At 65.4% G+C, this 12,442-nt stretch carries 9 protein-coding genes; 6 read left to right on the forward strand and 3 right to left on the reverse strand.

What is annotated here, in order from left to right:
• Positions 1–33: 33 nt before the first annotated feature.
• The 5 genes from QA640_RS01835 (at position 34) to QA640_RS01855 (ending at position 7,218) form a co-directional block, all read left to right on the forward strand.
• Positions 34–2,991, forward strand: a complete 2,958-nt coding sequence (locus QA640_RS01835; protein ID WP_283039083.1) for a 2-oxoglutarate dehydrogenase E1 component — start codon at positions 34–36, stop codon at positions 2,989–2,991.
• 180 nt (positions 2,992–3,171) lie between these two features.
• Positions 3,172–4,404: a 2-oxoglutarate dehydrogenase complex dihydrolipoyllysine-residue succinyltransferase gene (odhB, locus tag QA640_RS01840; protein WP_283039084.1), complete on the forward strand. Its 1,233-nt coding sequence runs from the start codon at positions 3,172–3,174 to the stop codon at positions 4,402–4,404.
• Positions 4,405–4,469: 65 nt separating this feature from the next.
• Entirely contained in the window at positions 4,470–5,219 is a 750-nt protein-coding gene (locus QA640_RS01845) for an SDR family oxidoreductase (protein WP_283039085.1), read from the forward strand.
• A gap of 33 nt (positions 5,220–5,252) precedes the next feature.
• Complete coding sequence (lpdA, locus tag QA640_RS01850) at positions 5,253–6,653, forward strand: dihydrolipoyl dehydrogenase (protein ID WP_283039086.1); 1,401 nt, start codon at positions 5,253–5,255, stop codon at positions 6,651–6,653.
• Between the two features lie 34 nt (positions 6,654–6,687).
• Complete coding sequence (locus QA640_RS01855; protein ID WP_283039087.1) at positions 6,688–7,218, forward strand: hypothetical protein; 531 nt, start codon at positions 6,688–6,690, stop codon at positions 7,216–7,218.
• Between the two features lie 188 nt (positions 7,219–7,406).
• On the opposite strand, the gene QA640_RS01860 is transcribed toward QA640_RS01855, so the two are convergent.
• Positions 7,407–8,000: a DUF4337 domain-containing protein gene (locus QA640_RS01860; protein WP_283039088.1), complete on the reverse strand. Its 594-nt coding sequence runs from the start codon at positions 7,998–8,000 to the stop codon at positions 7,407–7,409.
• A 228-nt stretch (positions 8,001–8,228) separates the two neighbouring features.
• On the reverse strand, positions 8,229–9,194 hold the full coding sequence (locus tag QA640_RS01865) for a tyrosine recombinase XerC (protein WP_283039089.1): 966 nt from the start codon (positions 9,192–9,194) through the stop codon (positions 8,229–8,231).
• 113 nt (positions 9,195–9,307) lie between these two features.
• Between QA640_RS01865 and QA640_RS01870 the strand changes: the two genes are divergently transcribed.
• The gene (locus QA640_RS01870; RefSeq protein WP_283039090.1) at positions 9,308–11,518 is read left to right on the forward strand and encodes a primosomal protein N'; all 2,211 of its coding nucleotides are present in this window, start codon (positions 9,308–9,310) and stop codon (positions 11,516–11,518) included.
• A 411-nt stretch (positions 11,519–11,929) separates the two neighbouring features.
• Here QA640_RS01870 and QA640_RS01875 read toward each other — a convergent pair whose 3' ends face one another.
• Positions 11,930–12,439 (reverse strand): septal ring lytic transglycosylase RlpA family protein, encoded by a 510-nt coding sequence (locus tag QA640_RS01875; protein WP_283039091.1) that lies wholly within the window; start codon positions 12,437–12,439, stop codon positions 11,930–11,932.
• Positions 12,440–12,442 lie beyond the last annotated feature (3 nt).

A 12,442-nucleotide genomic window follows, 5' to 3' on the forward strand; every position in this document is an offset into this window, starting at 1 on the left:
TTTGCGCGAACCGAAATCGCCAGGAACTCAAGTATGTCTCGCCAGGACGCGAACGCAGCCTTTGCCCTCTCCTCCTTTTTGCAGGGCACCAACGCCACCTACATCGACGAAATCTACGCCCGCTACGAGGAAGACCCCTCCTCTGTTGACGCCGAGTGGCAGGAGTTCTTCCGGAGCCTGAAGGACCAGCCAGCCGACGTTCGCAAGAACGCGGAGGGGCCGTCCTGGGCCCGGGACAACTGGCCGGTCGCCCCCCAGGACGAGCTGACCTCGGCGCTCGACGGCAACTGGGCCCAGGTCGAGAAAGCGGTCGGCAGCAAGATCGCCGCGAAGGCGCAGGCCAAGGGGGCTGATCTGTCCTCCGCGGACGTGCTCCAGGCCACCCGCGATTCGGTGCGCGCCCTGATGCTGATCCGCGCCTACCGCATGCGCGGGCATTTCCACGCCAAGCTCGATCCGCTCGGCATCGAGGCGCCCCGCAACCGCGAGGAGCTCGACCCGCGCACCTACGGCTTCAGCGAGGCCGACTTCGACCGCAAGATCTTCCTCGATCACGTGCTGGGCCTCGAATACGGCTCGCTCCGCGAGATCGTCGCGATCTGCGAGCGCACCTACTGCCAGACGCTCGGCGTCGAGTTCATGCATATCAGCAACGCGGCGCAGAAGGCCTGGATCCAGGAACGCATCGAAGGTCCGGACAAGGAGATCTCGTTCACTCGTGAAGGTCGCCGTGCGATCCTGATGAAGCTGATCGAAACCGAAGGCTTTGAAAAGTTCTGCGACATCAAGTTCACCGGTACCAAGCGCTTCGGCCTCGACGGCGGCGAGTCGCTGATCCCCGCACTCGAGCAGATCATCAAGCGCGGCGGCAATCTCGGCGTGAAGGAAATCGTGCTGGGCATGCCGCATCGCGGCCGCCTCAACGTGCTGACGCAGGTGATGGCCAAGTCGCACCGCGCCCTGTTCCATGAGTTCAAGGGCGGCTCGGCGAATCCGGAGGACGTCGAAGGCTCCGGTGACGTCAAGTATCATCTTGGAGCGTCCTCGGACCGCGAGTTCGACGGCAACCGCATCCATCTGTCGCTGACTGCCAACCCCTCGCATCTCGAGATCGTCGACCCCGTCGTGCTCGGCAAGGTGCGCGCCAAGCAGGATCAGCATGGCGATCCGCCGGACCAGCGCATCTCGGTGCTGCCGCTGCTGATGCATGGCGACGCGGCATTTGCCGGCCAGGGCGTGGTTGCCGAGTGTTTCAGCCTGTCCGACCTGAAGGGCTACCGCACCGGCGGCTCGCTGCATTTCATCGTCAACAACCAGATCGGCTTCACCACCTATCCGCGTTATTCCCGTTCTTCGCCTTACCCGTCCGACGTGGCGAAGATGATCGATGCGCCGATCTTCCACGTCAACGGCGACGATCCGGAAGCCGTGGTGTTCGCAGCCAAGGTCGCAATCGAGTTCCGGCAGAAATTCCACAAGCCGGTCGTCATCGACATGTTCTGCTATCGCCGGTATGGCCATAACGAGGGCGACGAGCCGGCTTTCACCCAGCCGGTCATGTACAAGCAGATCGCCTCGCATCCATCGACGCTCTCGATTTATGCGAAGCGGCTGGTTGCCGAGGGCGTCATCACGGAAGGCGAGGTCGAGAAGGCCAAGGCCGATTGGCGCGCGCGGCTGGATGCCGAGTTCGAGGCCGGCACCAGCTACAAGCCGAACAAGGCCGACTGGCTCGACGGCAAGTGGGCCGGCTTCAAGCTTGCCGACCAGGAAGAGGATGCGCGGCGCGGCGTCACCGGCGTCGATCTGCCGATCCTCAAGGAGATCGGCCGCAAGATCACCAAGGTGCCGGATGGTTTCCGCGTTCACCGCACCATCCAACGCTTCCTGGAGAACCGCGCCAAGGCGATCGATAACGGCGTCGGCATCGACTGGGCGACCGGCGAAGCGCTGGCGTTCTGCTCGCTGCTGCAGGAAGGTCATCATGTGCGGCTGTCGGGCCAGGACTCCGAGCGCGGCACGTTCTCGCAGCGCCATTCCGTGCTGATCGACCAGGAAGACGAGAGCCGCTACACGCCGTTCAACCATCTCGGCGGCGAGCAGGGCCACTACGAGGTCATCAATTCGCTGCTCTCCGAAGAAGCGGTGCTCGCCTTCGAATACGGCTTTTCACTGGCTGAGCCCAATGCGCTGGCGATGTGGGAAGCGCAGTTCGGTGATTTCGCCAACGGTGCGCAGGTCGTGTTCGACCAGTTCATCTCCTCGGGCGAGCGCAAATGGCTGCGCATGTCGGGTCTCGTCTGCATGCTGCCGCATGGCTATGAGGGGCAAGGGCCGGAGCACTCCTCGGCGCGCCTCGAGCGCTACTTGCAGATGTGCGCCGAAGACAACATGCAGGTGGTCTATCCGACGACGCCGGCAAACTACTTCCACGTGCTGCGCCGCCAGCTTCATCGCGAGATCCGCAAGCCCCTGGTCCTGATGACGCCGAAGTCGCTGCTCCGCCACAAGCGCGCGGTGTCGCGGCTCGACGAGCTCGCCAAGGGCACGACGTTCCACCGCATCCTGTATGATGACGCCCAGATGCTGCCGACCGAGGCCTTCAAGCTCGTTCCGGACGAGAAGATCCGTCGTATCGTGCTCTGCTCGGGCAAGGTGTATTACGACCTCTACGAGGAGCGCGAGAAGCGCGGCATCGACGACATCTACCTGATGCGTATCGAACAGCTCTATCCGGTGCCGCTGAAGGCGCTGGTCGCCGAGCTCTCGCGCTTCAAGAAGGCCGAGGTGATCTGGTGCCAGGAAGAGCCACGCAACATGGGTGCGTGGCACTTCATCGAGCCCTATCTCGAATGGGTGCTCAACCAGGTGAACGGCGTGAGCCGGCGTCCGCGCTATGTCGGCCGCGCCGCATCCGCCGCGACCGCGACCGGCTTGATGTCGAAGCATCTGGCGCAGTTGAAGGCATTCCTGGACGAAGCTTTGAGCTGACCAATTTTGAACTGCGTCATGCCCCGCCTTGTGCGCAACTGCGCACTGGAGCGGGGCATCCGGTACGCCGTGTCGTCCGTGCTGAGTGCGAACGTCCCGGCTTGCTGGATGGCCTGCCTTACGCGGGCGATGACGTTCAAGACTTTATGACCGCACTGGCGATCCCTTAAGGAAAAGACCATGACTGAAATTCGTGTGCCGACACTCGGCGAATCCGTCACCGAGGCTACCATCGGCCGCTGGTTCAAGAAGGCCGGCGATCCTGTCGCCGTCGACGAGCCGTTGGTGGAGCTCGAGACCGACAAGGTCACCATCGAAGTGCCGGCGCCCTCGGCCGGCACGCTCAGCGAGATCATCGCCGCTGACGGTGCGACGGTCGCGGTGGGCGCGCTGCTCGGACAGATCACCGATGGCGCCGGCGCCGCCAAGCCGACGGCTGCTGCCGCCAGGCCGGCCGCCGCCGCTCCCGCTGCTGCGCCCGCGCCCGCAGCGCCCAAGGCGCCTGCGGCCGATGCGCCGCTCGCCCCGTCGGTGCGGAAGCTTTCGGCCGAGACCGGCATCGACGCCTCGACCGTGCCCGGCTCCGGCAAGGACGGCCGCGTCACCAAGGGCGACATGCTCGCCGCGATCGAGCGCGCCGCCGCGGCGCCGACCCCGGTCAACCAGCCGGCCGCGGCGGTGCAGGTGCGCGCCCCGTCGCCGGCGGATGACGCCGCGCGCGAGGAGCGCGTCAAGATGACCCGCCTGCGCCAGACCATCGCGCGGCGGCTGAAGGACGTGCAGAACACGGCTGCGATGCTGACGACCTTCAACGAGGTCGACATGACCAACGTCATGGCGCTGCGCGCGCACTACAAGGACGTGTTCGAGAAGAAGCACAGCTCCAAGCTCGGCTTCATGGGCTTCTTCACCAAGGCGGTCGTGCAGGCGCTGAAGGACATCCCGGCGGTGAACGCCGAGATCGACGGCACCGACCTGATCTACAAGAACTACTATCACATCGGCGTCGCCGTCGGCACCGACAAGGGGCTTGTCGTGCCCGTGGTCCGCGACTGCGATCAGAAGTCGATCGCCGACATCGAGAAGGGCATCGCCGATTTCGGCCGCCGCGCGCGCGACGGCCAGCTCAAGATCGAGGAGATGCAGGGCGGCACCTTCACCATCACCAATGGCGGCATCTATGGCTCGCTGATGTCGACGCCGATCCTGAACGCACCGCAGTCCGGCATCCTCGGCATGCACAAGATCCAGGAACGGCCGATGGTCGTCGGCGGCAAGATCGAGGTCCGCCCGATGATGTATCTGGCGCTGTCCTATGATCACCGCGTGATCGACGGCAAGGAAGCCGTGACCTTCCTGGTCCGCGTCAAGGAGAGCCTGGAAGATCCGGCGCGGCTGGTTCTCGATCTCTGATATCCAAGCCTGAAAACGCCGTCGCCTGCACGGGCGACGGCGTGTGCGCAAAGATGGAGGCGAGCGTGACGGACAAGGTTGCGATCATCACCGGCGGTAGCCGTGGCATTGGGCGGGCGACGGCGATTGCGGCGGCCGCGCGCGGCTTCCGCGTCGTTGTGGGCTATGCCAGCAACAAGAAGGCCGCCGACGAGGTCGTCGCCCGGATCGAGGCCATGAACGGCAAGGCGATCGCGGTGAAGTGCGACGTCGCCGAGGAGAAGGACATCCTCGCGCTGTTCAAGGCCGCCGACCAGTTCGGCACGCTCGGCGCGCTCGTCAACAATGGCGGCATCGTCGGCAAGAGCGGCGTGCGCGTCGACGAGATGTCGGCCGAGCGCATCCAGCGCGTGATGGCGGTCAACGTCACCGGCTCCATCCTCTGCGCGCGCGAGGCGGTGAAGCGGATGTCGACCAAGCATGGCGGCAAGGGCGGCGTGATCGTCAACCTGTCGTCGGTCGCCGCCAAGCTCGGCTCGCCCAACACCTATGTCGACTATGCCGCCTCCAAGGGCGCGATCGATTCCTTCACCGTCGGCCTCGGCTATGAGGTCGCCGGCGAAGGCATCCGCGTCGCCGCGATCCGTCCCGGCCTGATCGACACCGAAATCCACGCCGCCGGCGGCGAGCCCGACCGCGCCCATCGTCTGGCCCATATGGTGCCGATGAAGCGCGTCGGCACGGCGGAGGAAATCGCCAATGCCATCGTCTGGCTGATGTCCGACGATGCCTCCTACGTGACCTCGGCCATTCTCGATGTGTCCGGCGGACGCTGACACATCTCAACATCTCCTACAGGACTTCCTCTCATGGCTACCTACGATCTCGTCGTCATCGGCACCGGACCGGGCGGTTATGTCTGCGCGGTGCGCGCAAGCCAGCTCGGCATGAAAGTCGCCGTGGTGGAAAAGAATGCCACGCTCGGCGGCACCTGCCTCAATGTCGGCTGCATGCCGTCGAAGGCGCTGCTGCACGCCTCCGAGATGTTCGAGGAAGCCGGGCATTCGTTTGCCAAGATGGGTGTCTCGGTCCCGGCGCCGAAGCTCGATCTGCCCGCGATGATGAACTTCAAGCAGCAGGGCATCGACGGTAACGTCAAGGGCGTCGAATTCCTGATGAAGAAGAACAAGATCGACGTGCTCATGGGCAGCGGCAAGATCCTGGGCACCGGCAAGGTCGAGGTCTCCGCCGACGGCAAATCGCAAGTCATCGAGACCAAGAACATCGTGATCGCCACCGGCTCGGATATCGCACGGCTGAACGGCATCGAGATCGACGAGAAGCGCATCGTGTCGTCGACCGGCGCTCTGTCGCTGGAGAAGGTGCCGGGCAAGCTGCTGATCATCGGCGCGGGCGTGATCGGGCTCGAGCTCGGCTCGGTCTGGCACCGCCTCGGGGCCGAAGTCATGGTCGTCGAATTCCTCGATCGCATCCTGCCTGGCATGGACGGCGAGATCGCACGGCAATTCCAGCGCATTCTTGAAAAGCAGGGATTTGCATTCAAGCTCGGCTCCAAGGTCACGGGCGTCGAAGCAAACGGCAAGGCGCTGCTTGCGAAGGTAGAGCCGGCCGCCGGCGGCGCCGCCGAGACCATCGAAGCCGATGTCGTGCTGGTCTGCATCGGTCGCGTGCCCTACACCGACGGTCTGGGGCTGAAGGAGGCCGGCGTTGCGCTGGACAACCGCGGCCGCGTCCAGATCGATGCCCACTTCGCGACCACCCTGAGGGGCGTCTATGCCATCGGCGATGTCGTCGCCGGCCCCATGCTCGCGCACAAGGCGGAAGACGAGGGCGTTGCGGTTGCAGAAATTCTCGCCGGTCAGGCCGGCCACGTGAACTACGACGTGATCCCAGGTGTGGTGTATACCACGCCGGAAGTGTCTTCCGTCGGCAAGACCGAGGAAGAGTTGAAGCAGGCGGGTGCGGCCTACACCGTCGGGAAGTTTCCCTTTACCGCCAACGGCCGCTCCAAGGTCAACCAGACCACCGACGGTTTCGTGAAGATTCTCGCAGACGCGAAGACCGATCGTGTGCTTGGCGTGCACATTGTCGGTCGTGAAGCCGGCGAAATGATCCACGAAGCGTGTGTGCTGATGGAGTTTGGGGGCAGCGCGGAAGATCTCGCCCGCACCTGCCATGCGCATCCGACCCGCTCCGAGGCCATCAAGGAAGCCGCGCTTGCGGTCGGCAAGCGGGCCATCCATATGTAGGTACGCGCCCTACGCGGAATCGGGCGGGAAACATATGCTGCGCCGCCTTCTTCAACCGGTCTGGGTCCTGCTGGCGATCATCTTCTTGATCGAAGCCTGGCTGTGGGACCATCTCGAGCCGATCGTGGCGCGTGTCGTCGCCGCGATCCCGCTCGCGCGCTTCAAGGAATGGCTGACAGATCGCGTCGACGCGCTGTCGCCGGCAATGACGCTGATCGTCTTCGCCGTACCGATCATCCCGCTGTTTCCGCTGAAACTGGTCGGGCTCTGGCTGCTCACCCACGAATATTGGATGAGCGCGGTGTTCACGCTCCTGTTTGCCAAACTGCTCGGCGTCGGCATCACTGCCTTCGTGTTCGACGTGACGCGCGACAAGCTCTTGGAGATGGCCTGGTTCGAGCGGCTCTATGAGCTCGTGTTGACGATCCGCGCCAGGGCAACTGCGTTGGTCGAGCCGATCAAGCTGCGCCTCAAGAACGTCCTCACTGGCAATGGCGAGGGATGGTCCTCCCGGGTGCTCCGCCTGATCCAGCGCTTCCGCAAGAGCGTGCACGAGGCGCGCTGACCATCACGACCGGCGTTATCTCACTCGCGGTCATTCCAGTATTCCAGAGACGGCGTGTGGATACGGAGCGGCTGCGGCGTACTGGATGGCCCGCCAGCCTGTCATCGGGCTCGCCGAAGGCGAGACCCGGTGGCGGGGCATGACAGCGGAATGTGTGGCGGCAGATTGCTGCGCTGTCCCGCGCGCCGCTATCCGTGCAGATGCAGCAGATGCGGCCACCACATGCCGAGCACGGTCATCACGATGCCGGCCAGCGTCAGCAGGCCGCCGACATAGGCGAGCGCCAGAATGCCCGTGATGATGGTGGCGGAGGCCAGCACGATGCCGATCTGGAAGGCGGCCGAGGCCAGCTCGAAGTGATGGTATTTTGCGGTCGCCTCGTCGCGCTCGTGCTCGGCGTGCTTGGCCTTCTCGGCAAGCTGCTCGGTGCCCTCGCCGGTTTCCGGCTCGGACCGATAGCGCGCCGCGGTCTTCTGCCAGTCTTCGATCTGCTTCTGGATGGCCGCCTTGTTGGCGTCGTCGGCGATCGAGCCCAGCGTGAGCTTGCCCTGCTCGGCCGCGGTCTGCACCACGGTGCGGCGGATGCTCTTGGCCTGGAAGAACGCCCAGAGATTGGCGGCCTCGACATTCTTGCTGATCGCCTCGGTCTGCGCGCCTTTGCCGAGCGTCTCAGAGATCGCAAGGAACAGCGCCAGCACCGCGATCAGAAGGGCGATCTTCTTGTTCTCGCCGGATGCGTGCTCGGCATGCTCCGCATGCTCCATGCTTTCGTGTGCGCTCATGAATTCCTCTCCTGCCTCGGTGCCCCACGATTGACCGAACCGTGCGGCATGCGCAAGAGGCCAGCGCGTTGTGACGGGAGTGTGTCAGGTCGCCAACTCTTGTATCCCGAACGCGGCGCAGCGCGTAAGCGGTGCGACGCAGAGCCGGGCTCCATGGCGTGGGCCCCGGCTCAGCAGTGCATCACAGCGTGCCGCGCTGGTCCGGGGCGCGACGGCTTCTGCGTGAATTCACCGCCGCGGATGCGCGCTGGCGTAGACTTCGAGCAGCCGCTCGGAATCGATGTCGGTGTAGACCTGCGTGGTCGACAGCGAGGAATGGCCGAGCAATTCCTGGATCGCGCGCAAGTCGCCGCCGCGCGACAATAGATGCGTGGCAAAGGAATGCCGGAGTGCATGCGGCGTGGCGCTGTCGGGTAGTCCCAGTGCGCCGCGCAGCCGCTCCATCGCGAGCTGGATGATGCGCGGGCTCAAGGCGCCGCCGCGCGCGCCGACGAAGATCGGCCCTTCGGGTACAAGCGGATGCGGGCACATCGCGACATATTCGGCGACCAGCGCCAGCACGTTTTGCAGCACCGGCACCATGCGCGTCTTGTTGCCCTTGCCGGTGACGACGAGCACGTCGCCTTCACCGGGGCGTGGCACGTCGCGCCGCTTTAGTCCCAAAGCTTCCGAGATCCGCAGGCCCGAGCCGTAGAGCAGGGCCATCACGGCGGCGTCGCGAACGAGAATCCAGGTCTCGCGCTCTTCGCCGGCGCGTTCGTCGGCATCAGTGAGGCGTTTGGCGGATGCCATCGGCAGCGGCTTCGGCAGGCTCTTGGCCACCTTTGGCGCGCGGATCGCCGAGAGCGCGCCGACTTTACCCTTGCCCTCGCGCTCCAGGAAGCGGCCGAACGAGCGCAGGCCGGCAAGCGCGCGCATCAAGGAGCGGCCGGCGACGTCGTCGGCGCGGCGCATCGCCATGAAGGCTCTGATGTCGCTGGCCTCCAATGCGGCGAAGCGCTTCAGCGTCACGGGCTCGCCCCAATGCGCGCAAAGGAAATCCAGGCACTGCCTGAGGTCGCGCGCATAGGCCTCCAGCGTCTTCGGCGACAGCCGCCGCTCGGCGCCGAGGTGCGACAGCCAGCGCATCATCTCCTGCGCGATGCTGTCGTCGGCGCTGGCGAGCTCGATTTGTGGGGCAGCCGCTTTGCTCATGCGCTCTGGACGTAATGATTCCGCACAGTATATCGCATCACACTCGTTTATCGTTCGCTAAGGCCGCCTCGCGCGGCTAGCCTTGAGGCCCCCCGGGTTCCGATTCTCTGGTCATGGATCATTCGCCGCGCAGCAACGCCGTTTCCGCCAACGCGACCCGCATGGTCGACGTGCTGGTGCCGGTCGCGCTCGACCAGACCTATTCCTACCGCGTGCCGCGCGGCATGGAGTTGAAGGCGGGCGATCTCGTCGGCGTGCCGCTCGGCCCGCGCGAGGTGCTGGCGGTGGTGTGGGCGGAGAACGCCAATCCGGATCCGCGCCTGCACAACCGTCTGAAGGACGTCAGCGAAAAGCTCGACGTCCCGCCGCTCAAGAGCGAGCTGCGCGCGCTGGTCAACTGGGTTGCCAACTACACGCTCGGTCCGCGCGGCATGGTTTTGCGCATGTGCCTGCGCATGGGCGAAAATCTCGGGCCCGAGCGGATGCGCGCCGGCGTCCGGCTGGTCGGCGATCCGCCAAGGCGGCTGACGCCGGCGCGGCGGCGCGTGATCGAGGTACTCTCGGATCGTCTGCTGCACGGCAAGTCCGATGTCGTGAAGGAGGCCGGCGTCTCGGCCGGGGTGATCGACGGCCTCGTCGATGAAGGCACCCTGACGGTCGAGCCGTTGCCGCCGCCGCCGCCACCACCGGCGCCCGACCCCGCCTACGGCCAGCCGGAATTCAGTCATCTCCAGCGCGCGGCGGTCGATGCGATGCGCGCGCTTGCGGCCAACGGCACCTTCCATGTCGCGCTGCTGGACGGCGTCACCGGCTCGGGCAAGACCGAGGTCTATTTCGAGGCGGTCGCCGAGACCATCCGCCGTGGCAAGCAGTCGTTGATCCTGATGCCCGAGATCGCACTCACCGGCCAGTTCCTCGATCGCTTCGCACGCCGTTTCGGCGTGCGCCCGCTGGAATGGCATTCGGAGCTCACCCCGCGCACCCGCGCGCGCAACTGGGCGGCGATCTCGGAAGGCAGCGCGCCGGTCGTGGTCGGCGCGCGCTCGGCGCTGTTTCTTCCCTACGCCAATCTCGGCCTCGTCGTCGTCGACGAAGAGCACGACCAGGCCTATAAGCAGGACGACGGCGTGCATTATCACGCCCGCGACATGGCGGTGGTGCGGGCGCATATCGCAAAAATTCCGATCGTGCTGGCGTCTGCGACGCCGTCGGTCGAGTCCGAGGTCAATGCGCGCAAGGGACGCTATCAGCGCATCGCGCTGCCCTCGCGCTTCGGCGGCCAGCACATGCCGCATATCGAGGCGATCGACCTGCGCCGTGAGCAGCCGGCGCGCGGCCGCTTCATCTCGCCGCGACTTGCCAGCGAGATCCGGACCGCGATCGAGCGGCGCGAGCAGGCGCTGTTGTTCCTCAATCGTCGCGGCTACGCGCCGCTGACGCTGTGCCGCGCCTGCGGCCATCGCTTCGCCTGCACCATTTGCGATGCCTGGCTGGTCGATCACAGATTCCGCCAGCGGCTGGTCTGCCATCACTGCGGCTTCTCGATGCCGCGGCCGAACGTCTGCCCGCATTGCGCGGCCGAAGAATCTCTGGTCGCGGTCGGGCCCGGCGTCGAGCGCTTGCAGGAGGAGGCGGCGGCGCTGTTCCCGCAAGCCCGCGCCATGGTGCTGTCGAGCGATCTCATTACCTCGATCGAGACGATGCGCTCGGAGCTGAATGAAATTGCCGAGGGCCGCGTCGATATCATCATCGGAACCCAGCTCGTCGCCAAGGGCCACAATTTTCCGCGGCTCAATTTGGTCGGTGTGGTCGATGCGGATCTCGGCCTCAGCAACGGCGATCCGCGCGCCGCCGAGCGCACTTGGCAGCTGCTCAACCAGGTGATCGGCCGTGCCGGCCGCGAGCAGGGTCGCGGTGTCGGCTATCTCCAGACCCATCAGCCCGAGCATCCCGTGATGAAGGCGCTGATCGCCTGCGATCGCGAGGCGTTCTACAACAGCGAGATCGAGCTGCGCGAGCGCACGCTCTATCCGCCGTTCGGGCGGCTCGCGGGCCTGGTCATTTCCGCCGGCGATCGCCCGAGTGCGGAGGGATTTGCGCGCCGCCTCGTAGCGGTCGCGCCGCGCGACGAGCGCGTGAAGGTACTGGGCCCTGCCGAGGCGCCGCTCGCCGTGATCAAGGGCCGCTATCGCTTCCGTATCCTGGTGAAATCAGCGCGCGGCTTCGATCTCTCGGATTACTTGCGCAACTGGCTCGCGGTGTGCCCGAAGCCGACAGGCAATCAGAAGCTGGAAGTCGACGTCGACCCGCAGAGCTTTTTGTAGGGCCACCGCTCTCTCCCCGTCATTGCGAGGAGCCCTTGCGACGAAGCAATCCAGAGTCCCTCCCCGGCAAGATTCTGGATTGCTTCGCTTCGCTCGCAATGACGGTGGAGAGAGTACGCACGTCACTCTCATCTCGTGCCCCGGACGCAGCGCAGCGTCTCTTCGACGGTGCGCTGCAGAGCCGGGGCCCATGTCTCCACACATTGCCGTGTGGCTGTTCTGGGTCCCGGCTCTGCGCCGCGACGCCAAGCGGCGTTGCAGCTTGTCCGGGACACGAGCGGCAATGACGGCAAACAAAAAGCCCGTGGTCCCCCAAGACCACGGGCTTGTTTCACGCGCGCATCAAACTGCTCACGTCCTTCTGGACGGTGATGAAAACTGCGCGTGTGGACTGAGGCGCTTCTCGCGCCGTCAGGAGACGACCTCTGCGGTGACGCGGCCGACGCCGGCGCCGGTCAGGCCGATGGCGCGAGCAGCGCCGGTAGAGAGGTCGAGGACACGGCCGCGAACGAACGGGCCGCGGTCATTGATGGTGACGATCACGCTCTGGCCGCCATGGGTGACACGAACCTTGGTGCCGAATGGCAGCGAACGGTGCGCTGCGGTCATGGCGTTCTGGTTGAAGCGCTGGCCCGACGCGGTGCGACTGCCGGACTCATTGCCGTAATAGGAGGCCATGCCCGAGAAGCTGTGGCTGGAACCCGAGGAGGGCGCCACGGAGGCGCTGGCATTCATCCAGGAGCCCGCATTGGACGTGTCGCTGGTATTGGCCTCGTGCTGGCGGTGGTGGTGCCGGTAATGGTGATGCCGGGATTTGGCGGATGCTTCGGTGGCAGTTCCACCGATGACGAGAGTTGCCGCGACCAAAGCGATCGCGGCGCGCGGCCGGGTTGCGAACCCCGGCATCTTCGATGACAACATTTA

The sequence above is a fragment of the Bradyrhizobium sp. CB82 genome (genome assembly GCF_029714405.1).
GTDB lineage: Bacteria > Pseudomonadota > Alphaproteobacteria > Rhizobiales > Xanthobacteraceae > Bradyrhizobium.